This is a genomic window from Streptosporangium sp. G12 (genome assembly GCF_052983175.1).
The window spans coordinates 348,736-368,004 of the sequence record NZ_JBRIQO010000001.1 but is presented as its reverse complement, the minus strand read 5'-3'; the positions used below and the strand labels follow the sequence as shown (position 1 = coordinate 368,004).

Annotated in this window: 11 protein-coding genes; 9 read left to right on the top strand and 2 right to left on the bottom strand. The window is 67.2% G+C overall.

Annotated elements, in window-relative coordinates:
- Positions 1-123: 123 nt before the first annotated feature.
- The 3 genes from ACVCAG_RS01635 to ACVCAG_RS01625 are packed head-to-tail and all read left to right on the top strand — an operon-like array spanning position 124 to position 2,639.
- Positions 124-987, top strand: coding sequence for a transporter substrate-binding domain-containing protein (locus ACVCAG_RS01635; RefSeq protein ID WP_440082076.1), 864 nt, complete (start codon positions 124-126; stop codon positions 985-987).
- A 3-nt stretch (positions 988-990) separates the two neighbouring features.
- Positions 991-1,839: an ABC transporter permease subunit gene (locus ACVCAG_RS01630; RefSeq protein ID WP_440082077.1), complete on the top strand. Its 849-nt coding sequence runs from the start codon at positions 991-993 to the stop codon at positions 1,837-1,839.
- 2 nt (positions 1,840-1,841) lie between these two features.
- Positions 1,842-2,639, top strand: a complete 798-nt coding sequence (locus ACVCAG_RS01625) for an amino acid ABC transporter ATP-binding protein (protein ID WP_447189429.1) — start codon at positions 1,842-1,844, stop codon at positions 2,637-2,639.
- Between the two features lie 371 nt (positions 2,640-3,010).
- On the opposite strand, the gene ACVCAG_RS01620 is transcribed toward ACVCAG_RS01625, so the two are convergent.
- Complete coding sequence (locus ACVCAG_RS01620) at positions 3,011-3,355, bottom strand: PaaI family thioesterase (RefSeq protein ID WP_362677893.1); 345 nt, start codon at positions 3,353-3,355, stop codon at positions 3,011-3,013.
- Between the two features lie 146 nt (positions 3,356-3,501).
- Between ACVCAG_RS01620 and polA the strand changes: the two genes are divergently transcribed.
- The 5 genes from polA (at position 3,502) to coaE (ending at position 10,675) form a co-directional block, all read left to right on the top strand.
- Entirely contained in the window at positions 3,502-6,237 is a 2,736-nt protein-coding gene (gene polA, locus ACVCAG_RS01615; RefSeq protein ID WP_440082078.1) for a DNA polymerase I, read from the top strand.
- Between the two features lie 137 nt (positions 6,238-6,374).
- The gene (locus ACVCAG_RS01610; RefSeq protein ID WP_447189358.1) at positions 6,375-7,487 is read left to right on the top strand and encodes a polysaccharide deacetylase family protein; all 1,113 of its coding nucleotides are present in this window, start codon (positions 6,375-6,377) and stop codon (positions 7,485-7,487) included.
- Between the two features lie 218 nt (positions 7,488-7,705).
- On the top strand, positions 7,706-9,208 hold the full coding sequence (rpsA, locus tag ACVCAG_RS01605; RefSeq protein ID WP_344750198.1) for a 30S ribosomal protein S1: 1,503 nt from the start codon (positions 7,706-7,708) through the stop codon (positions 9,206-9,208).
- Positions 9,209-9,440: 232 nt separating this feature from the next.
- On the top strand, positions 9,441-9,896 hold the full coding sequence (locus tag ACVCAG_RS01600; protein WP_362676138.1) for a GNAT family N-acetyltransferase: 456 nt from the start codon (positions 9,441-9,443) through the stop codon (positions 9,894-9,896).
- A gap of 179 nt (positions 9,897-10,075) precedes the next feature.
- A complete protein-coding gene (gene coaE / locus ACVCAG_RS01595) occupies positions 10,076-10,675 on the top strand; it encodes a dephospho-CoA kinase (protein ID WP_440082080.1) in 600 nt (199 codons plus the stop codon).
- A 27-nt stretch (positions 10,676-10,702) separates the two neighbouring features.
- Here the strand turns inward: coaE and ACVCAG_RS01590 are convergent, their stop codons facing one another.
- Complete coding sequence (locus ACVCAG_RS01590) at positions 10,703-13,762, bottom strand: BTAD domain-containing putative transcriptional regulator (RefSeq protein ID WP_440082081.1); 3,060 nt, start codon at positions 13,760-13,762, stop codon at positions 10,703-10,705.
- Between the two features lie 306 nt (positions 13,763-14,068).
- On the opposite strand from ACVCAG_RS01590, the gene ACVCAG_RS01585 reads away from it, so the two are divergent.
- Positions 14,069-18,880 (top strand): LamG-like jellyroll fold domain-containing protein, encoded by a 4,812-nt coding sequence (locus tag ACVCAG_RS01585; RefSeq protein ID WP_440082082.1) that lies wholly within the window; start codon positions 14,069-14,071, stop codon positions 18,878-18,880.
- The last annotated feature ends 389 nt before the right edge of the window (positions 18,881-19,269 follow it).

The following is a 19,269-nucleotide window of genomic DNA, read 5'->3' as shown; positions in this document are numbered from 1 at the left end:
TCCGGACGCGGTTGTTGTCCGAATTGTGTCGTACTGGTGATCTGCATGATTATGCAGGTGATGAAGCATGACCTGCACTGAGGTATCCATACAAGAAGCGACATTGACCGTAAGGAGGCCTTCGTGGGCCTGAGTTTTGTTTCCCGTCGTGCGATGGCGGTGGGCGCCATGGTCGTCGCCGGTGCGCTCGGCCTTTCGGCCTGCGGCGGTGGCGAGTCCACCTCCGCCAGCCCGAGCGATGGTGCCTCGGCAAGCGCCCCCGCGGCCGCGGGCGGCCCCAAGCTCGTCACCCCCGGCAAGCTGACCACCTGCACCAACCTCCCGTACGAGCCCTTCCAGTTCAAGGAGGGCGACAAGGTCGTCGGTTTCGACGTCGACATCGTCGACTTGGCCGCCAAGAAGCTCGGCCTGACGCAGGAGATCGTCGACATCGACTTCGCCGTCATCAAGAGCGGCGCGGCGATGGCCACCAACAAGTGTGACGTCGCCGCCGCCGGCATGACGATCACCGAGGAGCGCAAGGCCAACATCGACTTCTCCGAGCCCTACTTCGACGCCACGCAGGCTCTGCTGGCCAAGAAGGGCACCGGCGTCAAGACCCTCGACGACGTGAAGGCGAAGGGCCTCAAGCTCGGCGCCCAGGCCTCCACCACGGGCCTCGACTACGTCAAGGAGAAGGGCCTCGACCCGAAGGAGTTCGCCGACTCCTCCAAGGAGCTGCTGGGCCTGCAGTCCGGCCAGGCCGACGTGATCGTCCAGGACCTCCCGGTCGTCCTGACCTGGCTGAAGAAGCCCGAGATCGCCGACAAGTTCGAGCTGGTCGCCAGCCTCGACACCGGCGAGCAGTACGGCATCGGCCTGAAGAAGGGCTCCGACCCGGTCCTGCTCAAGGCGATCAACGACTCGATCGCCGAGGCCAAGTCCGACGGCACCTACGAGCAGATCTTCGTCAAGTGGTTCGGCAAGAAGCCCGGGGAGCTCGGTTAATCGATGACCGACCAGCCAACGACGACCGAGCCCACTCCCGCCGGGGGCGCCCCCGGCGGGAGCGGGCTCAGTCCCCGCAAGAGGCAGCAGATCAGCAGGGGCGTCCAGTACGCCGTTCTGGTGGCCGTGGTCGTCTTCCTCGTCCTGCGCATCGAGTGGGGCAAGCTCGGGGAGAACTTCACCAAGCTCGACGTCGCGGAACAGACGCTTCCCGACCTGTTCACGATCGCGCTGAAGAACACGATCATCTACTCGGTCGGCGGTTTCGTCTTCGCCTTCCTGCTCGGCCTGCTGTTCGCGCTGATGCGGCTGTCGTCGGTGCGGCCCTACCGGTGGATCGCGGTCGCCTACATCGAGATCTTCCGTGGCCTGCCCGCCCTGCTGATCTTCCTGCTCATCCTGTTCCTGCCGCTGGCCATCACCGGCTTCGAGGTGCCCGGCGGCACGTACGGCCAGGGCATCCTGGGCCTGACGATCGTCGGCTCGGCCTACATGGCCGAGACGCTCCGCGCCGGGCTCCAGGCGGTGCCCAAGGGGCAGATGGAGGCGGCGCGCTCGCTGGGCATGTCGTACTCGCGGGCCATGGTCACCATCGTCATCCCGCAGGCCGTGCGCATCGTCATCCCGCCGACGACCAACCAGTTCGTGTCCCTTCTCAAGGACTCCTCGCTGGTGCTGTTCCTCGGCGTCTCCGGTGACTACGTCGAGCTCACCAAGTTCGGCAACGACATGGCCTCGACCTATGCCAACGCCACGCCCATCCTGGTCGTAGGCGTGACGTATCTACTGGTCACCATCCCGCTGGGTTACCTCGCGTCCCGGCTGGAGAAGCGCCAGGCGAGGGGACGGTGACAGTGAATCCAGCGAATCCAGCGAATCCGGCGTCCCCGGACGCCCAGGCGACCCACGCGGTCGAGATCCGTGACCTGCACAAGTACTTCGGGAAGAACGAGGTCCTGCGGGGCATCGACTTCGCCGTCGACCCCGGCCAGGTGGTCTGCGTCATCGGCCCCTCGGGGTCGGGCAAGTCCACGCTGCTGCGCTGCGTGAACCTGCTGGAGCAGCCCACGTCGGGCAAGGTCGTCGTCAACGGCGTGGAGCTGACCCACCGCGACGTCGACATCGACGCCGCCCGCCGCGGTGTCGGCATGGTCTTCCAGCAGTTCAACCTGTTCCCGCACATGACCGTCCTGCAGAACGTGATGATCTCGCAGCGCCGGGTGCTGAAGCGGGGCAAGGCGGAGGCCGAGCGGATCGCCAGGGAGAACCTGGACAAGGTCGGCATCGGGGAGAAGTGCGACGCCTTCCCCGCCCAGCTCTCCGGCGGGCAGCAGCAGCGCGTGGCCATCGCCAGGGCACTGGCCATGAGCCCGGGGCTGATGCTCTTCGACGAGCCCACCTCGGCGCTCGACCCCGAGCTCGTCGGAGACGTGCTCACGGTCATGCGCAAGCTCGCCGAGGAGGGGATGACCATGCTCGTGGTCACCCACGAGATGGCGTTCGCCCGCGACGTGGCCGACCGGGTCGTGTTCATGGACGGCGGTGTGATCGTGGAGGACGGCACCCCGGATCAGGTGATCAGCGCTCCGCAGCACGAGCGCACCAAGACCTTCCTGCGCCGCGTGCTCGACCCGACGCACACCGACATCTGAGTCTCGCCGCGTACGGCCCGCGCCCGCCCGGCGCGGGCCGTACGCGTGCCGGGGTGCGCGTGCCGGGGTACGTGTGCCGCGAGGATCCGCGTGGGGGGCGGCAGGGGAAAGGCCGGTGGAACGGCGAGGGGCGGGAACGGATCCCGGCCGGCCCGCGGGTTCGCGGGCCCGGCGAAGCGTGGCGAGCCCGGGGGAGACCTTTGGCGCCATACGGAGCTTCCCCGACCCCGTACGTTTTCTACTCGGCCTCCCCGCGGGCATCGCCGTCACCCACCGTAGCGGACTCGTTGCTTCAGGTGGGCAAAAAGGCGGTCCGAATATGATCGAGGACGAGATGTGATCAGACGATCGGCGGACGTGATCAGGGGTGCTCAGGCGTCGCGCAGCATGCACGTCAGGCGCGAGGTGCACACCCGGCGGCCCTGCTCGTCGACGATCTCGATGTCGTAGGTGGCGAGCGTACGGCCGCCGTGGATCCGGGTGGCCACCCCGGTGACCAGCCCGGACGTGGCCGAGCGGTGGTGGGTGGCGTTGATCTCGACGCCCATGGCGATCCGCCCGGGGCCCGCGTGGATCGCCGCGCCCGTCGAGCCCAGGGTCTCCGCCAGCACGCACGAGGCGCCGCCGTGCAGCAGGCCGTACGGCTGGATGTTGCCCTCGACCGGCATCGTGCCGACCACCCGTTCGGCGGTGGCCTCGGTGATCTCGATGCCCATCCGGTCCGCCAGCGTGTTCCTGTGCGATGTGCCGAGCGCCTCTTCGATGCGCCGGGCGGCTTCTTCGCGGTCTGTCACGGTCAAGGGGGCGTCTCCTGTCGTACGGGGCCAGGTTTTCTGTCGCACCAGGAGACTAGGCTTTCGGTGTGCCGAAGAGCGAAGCGACCCCCACTCGTCCGTGTCTCCTGCTGCTGGATGGGCATTCATTGGCCTATCGGGCGTTCTATGCCCTGCCGGAGGAGAATTTCTCCACCACCACGGGGCAGACGACCAACGCGGTCTACGGGTTCACCTCGATGCTGGTCAACGTGCTCCGCGACGAGCGGCCGACCCACGTGGCGGTCTGCTTCGACCGCTCCGAGCCGACGTTCCGCCACGAGGAGTACGCCGACTACAAGGCGAACCGGAGCGCGAGCCCCGACAGTTTCCGCAGCCAGATGAGCCTGATCCACGAGGTGCTCGACGCGTTGCGCGTGCCGCACCTGTCGCTGGCCGGATACGAGGCCGACGACCTGATAGCCACCCTCGCCACCCGCGCCGCCGAGCAGGACATGAACGTGCTGGTCGTCACCGGCGACCGCGACGCGCTGCAGCTCGTCGACGAGCGGGTCACCGTGCTGATGACCCGGGTCGGCATCAGCAACATGACCCGGTTCACCCCCGAGGCCGTGCTGGAGAAGTACGAGCTCACCCCGGCCCAGTATCCCGACTTCGCGGCCATCCGCGGCGACTCCAGCGACAACCTGAAGAACATCCCCGGCGTGGGCGAGAAGACCGCCGCCAAGTGGATCCGCGAGTTCGGCTCGCTGGAGGAGCTGGTCAACCGGGTCGACGAGGTCAAGGGCAAGGTCGGCGACAAGCTCCGCGACCACCTCGACCAGGTGCTGATGAACCGGCGGCTGACCCAGCTGATCCGCGACGTGCCGCTGGAGCGCGAGGTCGCCGCCCTGCAGATCGGCGCCGCCGACCGCGAGGAGATCAACAAGATCCTCGACACGCTGGAGTTCCGCGGCGAGATCCGCGACCGGCTGTTCAAGACGATCGGCTCGGCCGAGGCGGAGGCGGAGGAGGGCTTCGAGGTCGAGGTCGTCACCCTGGGCCCCGACGAGGTGGGCCCCTGGCTGCGCGCGCTGCCCGAGGGCCGCGCGGGCCTCGCCTTCAAGGGCGCGTACGGCAGCGGCACCGGCCGCGTCGACAGCATCGCCATCGCGGCGGCCGGGGCGGGAGCCGGCGCGGAGGCGGGGCGGGCGGCGAAGGGCGGGCCCGGCGCCGCGTTCGTCGACCCGACCACGCTCACCGAGGCCGACGAGGCGGCCCTGCGCGAGTGGCTGGCCGACGCCTCGAAGCCCAAGGCCGTGCACGACGCCAAGGGCCCGATGCTCGCGCTGTGGGCGCAGGGCATGGAGCTGCGCGGCCTCACCTGCGACACCGCGCTCGCCGCCTACCTGGCGATGCCGGGGCAGCGCTCGTTCCCGCTGGAGGACCTCGTGCGGGTCTACCTGCGGCGCGAGCTGCGCAGCGAGGCCGACAACGGCGGCCAGGCCAGCCTCTTCGACGACCAGGACGACGACGGCGCCCGCGACCTCGCCCTGCGGGCGCTGGCGGTCGGCGAGCTCGCCGACGCGCTGGAGGCGTTCCTGGAGCCGCTGGGCGGCATCCACCTCATGCGCGACGTGGAGCTGCCGCTCGTCACCGTGCTGGCCGAGCTGGAGCGGGCCGGCATCGCCGCCGACCGGGAGCATCTCGGCGCCCTGGAGGCCGAGTTCGGCGCCGCGGTGAAGCAGGCCGTCGAGGCGGCGCACGCCTCCGTGGGCGGCGAGCAGTTCAACCTGGGCTCGCCCAAGCAGCTCCAGGAGATCCTGTTCGTCAAGCTCAACCTGCCCAAGACGAAGAAGACCAAGACGGGCTACACCACCGACGCCTCCGCGCTGGCCTGGCTCGCCGCCCAGACCGAGCACGAGCTGCCGACGATCATGTTGCGCCACCGCGACCAGGCCAAGCTGAAGGTCACGGTCGAAGGCCTGATCAAGGAGATCGCCGACGACGGCCGCATCCACACCACGTTCAACCAGATCGTGGCGGTCACCGGGCGGCTCAGCTCGGAGAAGCCCAACCTGCAGAACATCCCGATCCGCACCGCCGAGGGCCGCCGCATCCGGCAGGGCTTCGTGGTCGGCAAGGGCTTCGAGACCCTGCTGACCGCCGACTACAGCCAGATCGAGCTGCGCGTCATGGCCCACCTGTCCGGGGACGAGGCGCTCATCGCCTCCTTCGAGTCCGGGCACGACTTCCACATGGCCACCGCGGCCCGGGTCTTCGACGTCGAGCCGGAGAAGGTCACCGGGGAGATGCGGGCCAAGATCAAGGCGATGAACTACGGCCTCGCCTACGGGCTGTCCGACTTCGGGCTGTCGGAGCAGCTCAACATCGCGGTCTCCGAGGCGCGGGCGCTCAAGGAGGAGTACTTCGAGGAGTTCGGCGGCGTCCGCGACTTCCTCAACGCGATCGTCGCGCAGGCCAGGAACGACGGCTACACCGAGACCATCCTCGGCCGCCGCCGCTACCTGCCCGACCTCAACAGCGACAACCGCCAGCGCCGCGAGATCGCCGAGCGGATGGCGCTCAACGCGCCCATCCAGGGGTCCGCGGCCGACATCATCAAGGTCGCCATGCTCAACGTGCAGAGCGCGCTGAAGGAGGCGTCGCTCGGCTCCCGGATGCTGCTGCAGGTCCACGACGAGCTCGTGTTCGAGGTGGCGCCCGGCGAGCTGGAGACCCTGCGGGAGCTGGTCACCGACCGGATGAACGCCGCGTACTCCCTGCGCGTCCCGCTGGCCGTCTCGGTGGGCGTCGGCCGCACCTGGGAGGACGCCGGGCACTGACGATCCCCTCCAGGAGGGGTTCCCGGGAGGGCTGCGACCGGTTCCGGGATGCCGGACTTCGCTGATTGGCCGGGCCTGTCCGAGTCTGTTCTAGGCTGGTGATCCAAGCCGAGAAGCTCGACGGGCACGGGAGTTCTGTGCGGAGTCCAATCCCCCTGACGAAGATTATTTTACTGGCCAACGTGCTGGTCGTCGTGGTGGCGGTGGTGGTGCTCCTGGTGCTCCCGCCGTCCTCCCCGCCACCCGGCGCCGCCCGGCCGGGCACGGCGGCGAGCAGCCCGGCGTCGTCACAACCGCCCTCGCCGGCACCCGACCTGCCCTCGGCCGAGCTGCCGCCGCCGATCACGGCGTCGGAGGAGTTCGCCCGGCAGGTGAAGGCCAACGAGGCCGGAGCGGTCCCGATCCTGATGTACCACCGGATCACCCGCAAGAGGCTGGCCTCCATCGACCGCACCCCCGCCCAGCTGCGCAAGGAGCTGGAGCGGCTCGCCAAGGGCGGTTACGTGCCGGTCACCGCGCGGGAGTTCGCCACCGGGAGGATGGACATCCCGGCGGGCAGGCACCCGGTCGTGCTGACCTTCGACGACGGCCACCCCAGCCACTTCGCCCTCGACGCGAACGGGGCCCCGGCCAAGGACACCGCGGTCGGCATCATCTACCAGGTGGCGGTGAAGCATCCCGGATTCCGGCCCGTCGCCACCTTCTGGGTCAACCGGGACCCGTTCGGCCTGCGCGAGCGGAAGGACCAGGAGCGGGCCGTGCGGTGGCTGGCCTCGCGGGGCTTCGAGGTGGCCAACCACACCTGGGGCCACCCCCACCTGCCGCGCCTGTCCAAGAAGAAGGTCGTCGAGCAGGTGGCCAGGGTCGAACGGCTGCTGAAAGGACTCGGCGTTCCTCCCTCCGAGACGATGGCGCTGCCGTTCGGCGCGATGCCCCGCAAAAGATCTACCGTGCAGACGGGAAAATGGCACGGAGTGTCCTACCGGTTCAAGGGCGTCTTCCTGGCCGGCGCCGAGCCGTCGGTCTCGCCGTTCGTCGAGGACTACGACTGGCGCGCGATCCAGCGGATCCAGAGCAACGGCAGGAAGGGGGAGTGCCGCAAGTGGTGCTCCGAGTACTGGCTCGGATGGCTGGACAAGCATCCCCGTGAGCGCTATACGGCTGACGGCGATCCCGATCGGATCTCCATCCCTCGCGGGCTTCGAGGTAACATCAGGGCGGACCGGAGGCAGAAGATCAACGCCTATTGAGCGAGATCGTTATCCTTTCGGCACGCGGGCGCGTAGAGTCGTTGGATTGACCATACCCGTCTGGTCTCATATGCTGATCGCTGCGTTGTGGGCTCGCGCGCGTCTCGGACGGAGTGGGCTCGCGCTCGATCACGCCGATGAATTCTTCGGCTGACGGTAAGAGGCCTGCCGCGCGTTCGCCACATCGACATCTGTCCGCGTTCGGAGCAACTCCACACATGACGAGCAGCACTGAGGCCACCTCGAGCACCCCGCAGGTAGCGGTCAACGACATCGGCTCTGAGGAAGAGTTCCTCGCAGCGATCGACCTGACCATCAAGTACTTCAACGACGGCGACATCGTCGAGGGCACCGTCGTCAAGGTCGATCGAGACGAAGTTTTGCTCGACATCGGCTACAAGACCGAGGGTGTCATCCCCTCGCGCGAGCTCTCGATCAAGCACGATGTCGACCCGGCGGATGTCGTCGAGGTTGGCGAGCACGTCGAGGCCCTCGTCCTCCAGAAGGAGGACAAGGAAGGCCGCCTGATCCTGTCCAAGAAGCGCGCTCAGTACGAGCGGGCCTGGGGCACGATCGAGAAGATCAAGGACGAGGACGGCATCGTCACCGGCACGGTCATCGAGGTCGTCAAGGGTGGACTCATCCTCGACATCGGCCTGCGCGGCTTCCTGCCGGCGTCCCTGGTCGAGATGCGGCGCGTCCGCGACCTCCAGCCGTACGTGGGCCGCGAGCTCGAAGCGAAGATCATCGAGCTCGACAAGAACCGCAACAACGTGGTTCTGTCCCGCCGCGCCTGGCTCGAGCAGACCCAGTCCGAGGTTCGCCAGACGTTCCTCAACACCCTGCAGAAGGGTCAGGTCCGCAAGGGCGTCGTCTCCTCGATCGTCAACTTCGGTGCGTTCGTCGACCTCGGCGGCGTCGACGGTCTGGTCCACGTCTCCGAGCTCTCCTGGAAGCACATCGACCACCCCTCCGAGGTCGTCGAGGTCGGCCAGGAGGTCACCGTCGAGGTGCTCGACGTCGACATGGAGCGCGAGCGCGTCTCCCTGTCGCTCAAGGCGACGCAGGAAGACCCCTGGCAGCAGTTCGCCCGCACCCACCAGATCGGTCAGGTCGTCCCGGGCCGCGTCACCAAGCTGGTGCCGTTCGGTGCGTTCGTCCGCGTCGAGGAGGGCATCGAGGGCCTGGTCCACATCTCCGAGCTGGCCGAGCGCCACGTCGAGATCCCCGAGCAGGTCGTTCAGGTCGGCGACGAGATCTTCGTGAAGATCATCGACATCGACCTCGAGCGCCGCCGGATCTCGCTGTCGCTCAAGCAGGCGAACGAGGGTGCGATCGGCGCCGACGTCGAGTTCGACCCCACGCTGTACGGCATGGCGGCGACCTACGACGACTCGGGCAACTACATCTACCCCGAGGGTTTCGACTCCGAGACCGGCGAGTGGCTCGAAGGCTTCGACAAGCAGCGCGAGGAGTGGGAGCGGCAGTACGCCGAGGCTCAGACCCGCTTCGAGGCTCACAAGAAGCAGGTCGAGGAGGCCCGCAAGGCCGAGGCCGAGGCGGGCGAGGCTGCCCCCACGTCCTACTCCGGCGAGACCCCGTCCTCGGGTTCCACCGGCGCCTCCAGCAGCAGCGGCTCCTCCGCTCCGGCGGCGGGCGCGCTGGCCTCCGACGAGGCTCTCGCGGCTCTGCGCGAGAAGCTCGCGGGCGGCCAGAACTGACGGTGCCGACGGCGCCGAGCTGACAACGCGGTAGAAGATTGACGGAAGGGCCCCGCTCCGGCGGGGCCCTTTCCGCGTTCCCGGGGCACTCCTCCATGGACTCCGGGCCCGGAATCCGCGGAGTTCCCGGGACCTCTGAGACGGTTTCCGGGATGGAATCCGCGGGACCTCCAAGACGGCTCCCGGTGGGACCACCCGCCCCGGCCACCCGCCCGGCCGCTAGGGTGACGCAGTGATCGTGATCGAGGTGGCGGAGCCCGAGGACGCGGGCGAGATCCTGACCGTGCAGCGCGCCGCCTACGTGGGCGAGGCCCAGCTCTACGGTGACCCGTTCATCCCGCCGCTCGTGGAGTCGGCCGCCCAGGTCAGAAAGGCCGTCGAGACGGCCACCGTGCTCGTCGCCCGCGACGGGGCGAGGATCGTGGGGTCGGTCCGCGGCCGGATGTCCGGCACGACCTGCCTGGTCGGCCGCCTGGTGGTCGCCCCCGACCGGCAGGGCGAGGGCATCGGCGGATCCCTGCTGGCGGCCCTGCACGACGAGGCCGCCACGGCACTCGCCTTCGACCTGTTCACCGGCCACCTGTCGGAGGGCAACCTGCGCCTCTACCGCCGTCACGGTTATCGCGAGACCCGCAGGGAGCCGATGAGCGACCATCTCACCCTGGTGCACCTGCGCAGGGAGCTGTAGGAGCCTCAGGCGCGTTCCCGCACGTCGTCCGGTGCCGAGTGAAGGCCGCGGCCCGAGGGGCGGCAGCGTGGCCTCCGGCGCCGCGGGGGCGGCTTCTACCGGCCTGCCGGAATGCGCCGCCTGGCGAGCCCGGCGCCGACCGCCCCGGAGCACGGCCCGTACGGCGTATGCTGCGGATCATGTTGAAGGTGGGGCTTACCGGCGGCATCGGGTCGGGCAAGAGCGAGGTCTCCCGTCGGCTGGGCGCCCGTGGCGCCGTGGTCATCGACGCCGACAAGATCGCCAGAGAGGTGGTCGAGCCGGGAACCCCCGGGCTGGCGCGCGTGACCGGCGTCTTCGGCACGGGTGTCCTGCACGAGGACGGTTCGCTCGACCGGGAGAAACTCGGCTCGATCGTCTTCGCCGACTCCGAGAAACTCGCCTCCCTCAACGCCATCGTCCACCCCCTCGTCGGCGCGAGGGTCGGCGAGCTGCAGGAGCAGGCGCCTCCCGGCAGCATTGTGATCTACGACGTGCCGCTGCTGGCGGAGAACAAGCTCGCCCCCATGTACGAGGTGGTGATCGTCGTCGACGCCTCCGACGAGGTGCGTCTCGCCCGGCTGATCGAACTGCGCGGCATGAGCGAGCAGGATGCCAGGGCCAGGCTCGCCGCCCAGGCGACCCGCGAGGAGCGGCTGGAGATCGCCGACATCGTCGTCCCGAACGAGGGGACCCTGGAGGAGCTGGAGGCCCGGATGGACGACATCTGGGCCGACCTGACGGCCCGCGCCGGCGTCTGAGCGGGACGGCGGATCACGCCGTGGCGATCACGTCGCGCGGGCCGCCGTTTCGCGCATCCGTCCGGCGATCTCCCCCGCCTCGGGAACTCCCATGGGGGAAAGGATCTCGAAGGCGGTTTTCCAATGGGACATGGCCTCATCGGTCCTGCCGAGCGCTTGCAGCGCATGGGCGAGGTTGCTGTGGGCCAGACCGAGTAAATACGGGTTCTTGACGGTGAGGGCTATGTCCAGGGCGGCCTGCTGGTTCTCGGCCGCGGCCCGCCCATCTCCGGTTGCCAGCAGGGTCGTCCCCAGGTCCATCAGGATCTCGCATTCGGCGTACTGGTCTTTCATCTCCCTTATGCGGGTGAGGGCGTCCCGGTGGTGTTCGAGAGCCTCGGCATGGCGTTTCTGCCACCGGCGTATTCTTCCGATGCCGTTGACGGAGTTCACCTCGAGTCGATGGTTGCCCACGCTCCTGTTCAGCTGGATTGACTGTTGATACAGGTCGAGGGCGGTTGTCAGATCTCCCAGACTCTCGTGGACGTCACCCAGGACATTGAGTGTGTAGGCCTCGTCGTTGCGGTTGCCCGCCTTGCGCTCGAAAGCCAGACAGCGGTCGACGCAACGGAGAGCGTCCAGCGAACGACCCATTCTGAGATAGGCGATCCCCAGGGCGAAGATCACCGTCGCCTCGCCGTGCTCGTCATCGAACCGGTTGAACAGTTCGATCGCCTTCACGCAGTTCCGTATCGCCTGACGGAAGTCCCCCGCCCAGAGCAGGCTGTATCCGAGTCGGCCCAGGGCGTAGGCCTCCTCCTTCCGGTCCCCGACCGCCCGGCTGAGGTCCAGGGCCTGCCGCTGGTACTCAAGACACCTGTCGATTTTCCCGGAGAACATGTTCGCCGCGCCCAGCGCGTTCAGGACCCGCCCTTCCCCATGCCGGTCACCGGTCTGGCGCACGGCCGAGAGGGCGGTCTGGTGGACCGTCACCCAGTCGTCGACGCGGTCCCTGAGGTAGAAGAAGTAATCCAAGGTGTAGGCGATCTGCCACGCGTAGCCGAACCACTCGTGTTCGGCGGCGTGGTTGACGGCCGACATGAGTGCCGGATACTCCGCGTCGAGCCATTCCGTGGCGGAATCATGATCGTCGAAGACCGGAATCCCGTGCGAGGGGGGCTCGGAGACGAGCGTGATCCCGCTGTAGTCGGTGTTCACGTGCTCCATGGCCGCCCTGGCCGCGTGCAGATACCAGTCGAACAGCTGGACCAGCGCGCCACGGCGAGCCGGTTCGCTGTCGTCGGACTCGGCGCGCTCGCGGGCGAACAGGCTCACCAGGTCGTGCATGACGAAACGCCCACCGGTGCCGTGCTGGACGAGATGGGCGCCGATGAGCGTGTCGAGGGCCGCGCGGACGTCGTCGACGGACGAGCGAGCCAGGGCGACGACCTCGTCGACGCCGATGTCCGGGCCGGGATGAAGGCCCAGCAGCCTGAAGGTCCGCCGGGCGGGCTCGGGAAGGCTCCCGTAGGACGTCTCGAAGGCGGCCCGTACGCCTATGTGCGGGTCCTCCTCGATGTCCAGCGCCGTCAGCCGGTTCTCCCGGAGAAGCCTGGTCACGAAGCCGGCGACGGACAGCGTGGGCCGGCTGCTCAGGTGCGCGGCCGCCAGTCGCAGCGCGAGCGGGAGGTGACCGCAGAGGCGAACGAGTTCGAGCACGGCCTCGTCCTCGTCGCGGATCCGATCCTCGCCCAGGACGGCGCCGAGCAGCGTCCTCGCCTCGCCGGGCGAGAGCAGGTCGAGAGTGAGGGTGTGGACGTCGTGTGTCACCGAGAGTCCCCTGAGGGAGTCCCGGCTGGTGATGACCACCTTGCACAGCGACGAGCCGGGCAGCAGGGGACGCACTTGCTCCGCTTTCGCCGCGTTGTCGAGCACCACGAGCATTCGCCTGCCGGCCAGGATCGACCGGTACATCGACGCCCGCTCGTCGGCCTCGTGGGGAATCTCGTCCGTGGCGACCCCGAGCCCTCTGAGGAACTGGTAGAGCGCCTGCGCGCCTGTGACCGGTTGCCCCTGTGAGTAACCGTGGAGGTTCACGTACAGCTGCCCGTCGGGAAACCGGTCCGCCACGCGGTGTCCCCACCGGGTGGCGAGCGCGGTCTTGCCGATCCCGGGAGTACCGGTGATGGCGGTGATCACCACGGCCGACGCGCCGCCCGGATCCGCGGACAGCAGGAGATCGAGGCGGCGCAGGCTCTCCTCGCGGCCGGTGAAGCGAGCGATGTCGGCCGGTAACTGCCTGGGCACGGTCGCGGGCGGTGAGGTGAGAGCGCGTTCTGCCGGAATGTCTCCGGCAGCGGGCTCTCCCGCGAGAATCGACTGGTGCAGCCGGACGAGTTCCTCTCCCGGGTCCAGCCCGAGTTCCTCTCGGAAGTGCCGCCGGGCGGCCCTGAATACCTCCAGCGCCTCCGCCGTACGGCCGATTCGGTGAAACGCGCGCATCAACTGGCCGTGAAAACCCTCGTTCAGGGGGTGTTCCGCCACCAGCAGGCGCAATTCCCCGAGCAACTCCGCGTGGCGGCCCAGAACGAGGTCCGCTTCAATGCGATCGAGAAGCGCGGCGACGCGTAATTCTTCGAGTGCCGCCCCTTCGACGGCCTGGAAATCGGGTTGTGTGCCGTCCAGCGCGGGACCGCGCCACAGTGCCAGCGCCGCGCCGAGTCGCTCGGAGGCTTTCGCGGCATCTCCCGCGGCCATGGCGGAGCGGCCCGTCGCCGTCTCGGAAAGGAAGACGTCAAGGTCGGAGTCACCGGGACGCAACCGCAGGGAGTAGCCGGTAGGCGTGCCCACCAGCGTGTTCGCGTCGTCGAGCAGGCGCCGTACGGACCACAGGTAGTTGTGGAGCAGTCGCCTGCTGGTCGCCGGAGGCTTCCCCGCCCACAGGGCCGTCAGCAGCCGGTCGTGGGGGACCACCCGATTCGCCCGCACGACGAGAAGGGCGAGAAGTGTCCGCTGCTTGGGGCCCAGGACGCTGATCGAGCGCTCGTCACGCCATATGTCGACCGGGCCGAGGACGCGAAGCCGTGTTCCGGATTTCTTCTCGTTCATCGCCAGGCGAGGCGGTGCGCGTTCGGCCGGCGCGCTTTTCCTGTCCCGAACTGCCTCATACGCCACTCGTTCCCGTGAATACGCGAAGTGCGGACAGAAGACAAGGTTAGGACACTCCATACGACAAGATCAACAGCACTGTCCGGGATGCTTGGCGCGATCATCTTTGGCCGGGCTCTCCCATTCCGATGCCCGGCCGTCAGTCTCCCTTTCGCAATGGAGGAACCGGTGGGGATTCCCTTACCGAACCGTCCCCTCGCGCCGCCTTCACGGCGCGGACCGAACAGGCGAACGGCGACCACGGTCGTGGCCGTCCTGACCCTGGCCGCGTCGCTCCTGGTGTCGGGCGGCGCCGAAGCGCAGGTGGCCCCCACGCCCACGGCCGCCCCCACGGCGCCCGTCCAGACGCCGTTCCCCCGCCCTGAGGACCCCGACGCCCCGCTGCGCGCGGCGGTCGCGGAGGCCAGGAAGCAGAACAAGGCGGTCGAGGTCACCGGTACGTTCACCGAGACCTCGCGCACCTGGGCCTTTCCGGACGGCAGCCTGAAGACGGAGTCGTACTCGGGTCCCGCCCAGGTCAAGCGGCAGGACGGTTCGTGGGCCTGGATCGACACCACGCTGGTGGAGAAGGACGGCGTCCTCAAGCCCAAGGTGGCCAAGGCGGACCTCGCCTTCTCCCTCGGCGGGAACGACGTCCCGTTCGCCGTGATGAAGCGTGACGCGAAGCAGAGCCTCAGCCTCTCCTGGGACGGGAAGCTGCCCCGTCCTGTGGTGAAGGGCAACGTCGCCACCTACCCGGACGCCGCCGGACCCGCGGCCGACCTGGTCGTCACCGCCCTGCCCACCGGTTTCCGGCACGACGTGGTGCTGCGGGAGCGCCCCACGGGGCCGCTGGAGATCCGGATCCCGGTGGAGTCGGCCGGGCTGACCCTTGAGAAGTCCGCACAGGGCGGGCTGCAGCTCACCGATCGCAGGAACAAGGTCGTCGCCCAGGCGCCGAAGCCGGTGATGTGGGACAGCACCGGCGCCGGCGCGCGGGACCCCAAGACCACCACCGCGCCGCGCACCGCGCCGATCGCCACCTCCGTCGTCGAGGACGGCGGCGAACGGACACTGGTTCTCAAACCCGACGCCCGGTGGCTGGCCGATCCCGCCACCACCTTCCCCGTCGTCGTCGACCCCACCTCCACCCTCACCGTCAAGACCGACACGCTGCTCTCCAGCGGCGCCGACTGCAACACCTACGACCAGCCGGGGGCCACGCTGCTGAAGATCGGCGCGGCCTACTACAGCTGCAGGGGGGTGGACGCCATGAACTACTGGCGCTCATACCTGAAGTTCGACGTCACCGGTCTGGCCGGCAAGCCCATCGTCTCGTCCACCATGCAGCTGTGGCGTACCGAGTCGCCCGGCTGCCACCTGCGCGGCAACGGCAAGATCTATGCCACCCGGGTCGGCGCCGACTGGACTCCGGGCCGGATGACCTGGGCCGACAAACCCGCCACCGCCGAGTTCGTGTCCACCCCCTGTCCCACCACGGGCGTTTTCACTCCCGGCGTGATGACCTGGCCCATCACCAACTGGGTCAAGGCCTGGACCGGAGGTCAGTCCAACCACGGCGTCGAGCTCAGCGGGCCCACCGAGAGCGTCGACCGCTACAACGCCTACTCCGCGGTCTTCCACTCGGCGGAGACGACCGGCACCGGAGCCACCCCGCCCAAGCTGATCACCCAGTACATCCTGCCGCCCGAGATCCCCACGGTCACCGCGGAGTCGGTCGACTCGATGGACGGCGAGCACGCCATCGTGCGCGAGAGCTCGGCCAGGGTCGGCTACAAGAGCACCTCGGTCGACGGCAGGAACATCGACTACTACGTCTCCGTCGTCGACTCCACCGCTCCTCTTCCGGCCTGGACCACGGGTGGTGGCGAGGTCGGCAAGTGGAGCTTCACCGAGGGCACGGAGGGCACCGACTCCAGCGGCAAGGGCAACCCGCTGAGCTTCGTCAGCGGCCGCTACTCGATGGTCGACGGCAAGGACGGCAAGGCCCTCTTCCTCAACGGAGCCACCGGCATCCCCTCCTTCGCCGCCACCCAGAGGCCGGTGCTGCGCACCGACAGGAGCTTCTCCGTGGCCGGTTGGGTCCGCCTGGACTCCGGGACCGAATCCGCCGCGCTGATCAGCCAGGGCGGCCCCGGCACCAGCGCCTTCGTCGTGGGGTACGACTCCGTCAGCCGCAAATGGAACATGCTGATGTACCACACCGACACCACCACCAGCGCGGTGACGGAGATCGAGTCCTCCGCCGTGGCGCAGATCGGCACCTGGACCCACCTGACCGGTGTCTACGACGCCGTCGCCAAGAAGATCCGCCTGTACGTCAACGGCGTCCAGGCCGCCGAGGCCGACTACACCGTCACCCCCTGGCAGGCCGAGCAGCCTTTCTGGCTCGGCGCCGCCAGCCACGGCGGTTACAGCTTCCCCTGGGTCAAGGCCGGCTACGACGAGATCCGCGCCTACGACCGAGCCCTGAGCTCCGGTGAGGTCCAGTGGATGCTCAACCTCACCCCGCCCACCAACGCGAACCTGCCCTCGGGCCAGAGCGCGTCCGTCACTTACAACGTCGGCAACGTCGACAGCTTCAAGATCTCCGTCAGAGCCTGCATCAACGGGGCCACTCCCATCACCTGCAGCGAGAGCCCGTACTACCGCATCACCACCGACGCCCCCTACCTGCCTACCGACACCGAGACCGGCCTGGCCGACCCGGCCAGGCCGATCCTGTCCGGCATGGTCAACCGACCGTCGGGCGGACCGATCACCGCCAAGTACTTCCTCTACGACGGCACGGGCGCGCCGGTCGGCTCCAGCCCGCTCGGCGAGCGTACGGTCAACGGCGGGGAGCGCGCGTCCTTCCAGGTGCCGGAAAACACCGTTCAACTCGGCGGGACCTACACCTGGCAGATGCAGGCGTGCGCCCTGGAGATTTGCACGGCCAAGACCGCCCCGGTCAGTATCACCATCCCCGGCACCCCACCGGAGCCGCCAACTGAAACCGTCAACCACCTGACCCTGCTCAAGGACAACTTCGTCATCAAGACCGCGAAGGTCGACCCGACGGCCTGTGACGGTTCGCCCTGCACGGTGACCGACTCGACCGTCATGCGGATCGGCGGCAGCGGTGTCGACAAGATCGCAGCGGTGATCGGGTTCAGGCTCGACGAGCTTCCCGAGGGCGCGGGTATGTCGGAGAGCATCCTCAAACTCGGTACTCCGACCTGTCCGGCCGGGACCTGCCCGGCGGACACGGTCATCACCGCCACCCCGTTGAAGAGCCAGGTCACCGGCGAGACCAGGGGCTCGGACCTGGCAGGCGATGCCAACACGGACACCACGCCCTACTCCTTGCCGCTGAGCGGTCCGCAGGCGGACATCGCCGGGAGTGAGTATCAGTGGCTGATGCTCACCTCTAACAAAAACGAGGTCATGACCTTTGGAGATGTGGAAGCAACCGAGCAGCCGTCGTTGGCGCTCACCTATCTTCCTGCCGGACCGCCCAGCAAGGTGCTCAATCTGACCGCTAAAGGCGGCGACGCGAGCGCGACCGCCAGCTGGGGCGTGCCGGAGAACAACGGCAGCATCGCGATGCTCGACGGCTACGACGTCCAGATCATCGATGACAGCGGCGCAGTCGTTAAAACAATCGAGGTGGAAGACTCTTATGCCCTCATCAGTGGCCTAAGTAATGGCGTCACCTACACCGTGAAGGTGCGTGCCAAGACCGCTTTCGGCATCGGTGAATGGGAATCCACCACCACGACGACGGCAGCCATCCCACCACCCAGCTCTGACACCGGCGGAGGTGCGACCTGCAGGCTTGAATACCCCTCCGCGCTCGCCACGGCCACAGCTGTGACCAGGTCTGGTGCCTCAGCCTATCTCGACCGTGTCGAGCACTACTACCGGACGCAGGACGCGGTGCTCGAAGGCCGGGCCCACACCATCTGGGACGCTCCTGGCGTATCCGCGAATGCGTCGAATACAGCTAAGCTGTCGCTTCTCAATACGCTCCTGCTTCAGCAGCGAGATTCTTTACGGTTGATGGAGGTGACGCGGAGCCAATCAGCTGTGCAGCTATTGGAGCCTGTAACTCAGTTGATGCCGGACGGCACCGTTCACATTACCGTCTATGTTAAACGCACATGGAAGGAGGAGCTCGCGGCAGGCGCGGCCAAGTCTGTTGTTACTTCCAGTGCGCCGGGCAACGTTGAACCAAGTGAATTCACCATATCGGTGTTCGTCTTCGACCGCTGCGGGGACATGAGCATCATCGAAGTCCCGATCCAAGTTCATGAGGATTCAACCGATCACTCCGATCCCTGCTCCGGTTTCGTTAACCCTGACGGAACGGTTGAAGAGGTGTGCGGTGTCTCGACTAGTGATGGTGGCACAGGACCTTCGTACGATGTGTGTACAAAAGTTATCGAGGCTAAGAATTCGTGCTCGTGGTATCGGGCTCAGCCGCAGGTCCCTCAAAACCCGGTGACCAAGATCCCTTATAAGGGCATGACGATTCAAGCTTCAGGAATGCATGGCTGGAAACCCAGTCCTGCCTGGAGGCTGAAGGAACTAAAAGTCGCTAAGCATCGCGTCTGGGCACAGGCTTATTTCACTAAGGGCTTTCTTAAGAAGTACGAAAGCTATCAATTTGTGAAAAATATGACCATCACGGTCACTGACAAGGTGTGTGCACGGACGCTTTCGGGGACTCTGAACATCACCATCCCGCCCGGATATGAGCCGATGACCAGCGAGGAGTGCGAGAAAAAAACTGTACGAGGAGTCAAGGGGGACCGGGTCCTTCATTACCCGACTCAGGGTGACGACAACCTAGAGATCACATGCACAGGATCCTTGCCGGGCCTCTGTGATGTCCAAGAGTTCCAGACCGGATTCATTGTTGACGTCCATCTGCCCTTCAAGAATCCGGACTATCCGGATGGCCGGATCAAGATGACGGCTTCTTCGTGTTGGGATCTACCGAACCGATACGATCCGCCGATAGCGCTCGGCCATTCATGTCCAAAGTATGTGTATACCCTTCCCCCTGAACTGTAATTTCAAGCCGATTTAACCGCGCGGGGATCCTGCAGCTGTGCGGATCCCCGCCTTTTAAATCAGGCGATCGAATGGACGTCGGGTGGCCGATAAACTTACTGGTTGCGCAAACTTGATGCTCTCGTGAACGAGGAGACCGTCAAGATGATCCAGGCCTACCTGATCGATACGGTCGATCCTGTCGGATGTCGTCGAGCAGCAGTCGGAAGCATCCGTGGTCGGTGGGCAAACGGATCGCACGGAAGTATTTACGATTCAGTTCGAAGGCGGCGTTGGTCCGGAACTCGGCCGCCAAAGCCGCGTTCATCGTGTCGGTCAGGCCGATATTCGGCGTCTGGCCTGTGTTTCGCAGATGTGTACCCAGGGCCCCGGCAAGTTGATGTTTTGAA

What these genes read in the sequence shown, in the direction of transcription:
- coaE (WP_440082080.1), top strand. Translation starts at nt 10,076, where the DNA reads ATGTTGAAGGTGGGGCTTACCGGCGGCATCGGGTCGGGCAAGAGCGAG.
- rpsA (WP_344750198.1), top strand. Translation starts at nt 7,706, where the DNA reads ATGACGAGCAGCACTGAGGCCACCTCGAGCACCCCGCAGGTAGCGGTC.
- ACVCAG_RS01590 (WP_440082081.1), bottom strand. Translation starts at nt 13,762, where the DNA reads ATGAACGAGAAGAAATCCGGAACACGGCTTCGCGTCCTCGGCCCGGTC.
- ACVCAG_RS01630 (WP_440082077.1), top strand. Translation starts at nt 991, where the DNA reads ATGACCGACCAGCCAACGACGACCGAGCCCACTCCCGCCGGGGGCGCC.
- ACVCAG_RS01620 (WP_362677893.1), bottom strand. Translation starts at nt 3,355, where the DNA reads ATGGGCATCGAGATCACCGAGGCCACCGCCGAACGGGTGGTCGGCACG.